The following is a 229-nucleotide window of genomic DNA, read 5'->3' as shown; positions in this document are numbered from 1 at the left end:
TCTATTGGAATCGTAGTGTACGACTACTGCTTCAGAAAAGTTGTTATTCTCATTGTTAGAAGCAACATACCATTGTGCTACAGAAATAACGCCTTTTAGTGATTGAAATACAGCTTCGGTACACCAATGACAGCCGCCGCATAAAGCTATTTTGGATAAATCGTTTTTCATTTGATTAAAAATAAGAATACCATTGCTGCCTTTACGTATGGCGCGTCATTTTAACAGT

General features: G+C 36.7%; 1 protein-coding gene. It reads right to left on the bottom strand.

The annotated features are described in order from the left end of the window. The coding region (locus ACY2RS_RS16045) for a peptide-methionine (S)-S-oxide reductase (RefSeq protein ID WP_490099645.1) at positions 1–171 on the bottom strand (171 nt) is incomplete at its 3' end. Positions 172–229 lie beyond the last annotated feature (58 nt).

This window comes from Patiriisocius sp. 208BN25-11, assembly GCF_058147145.1.
Note: the sequence above shows the minus strand (reverse complement) of the source record. Positions and strands in the feature narration are given on the sequence as shown.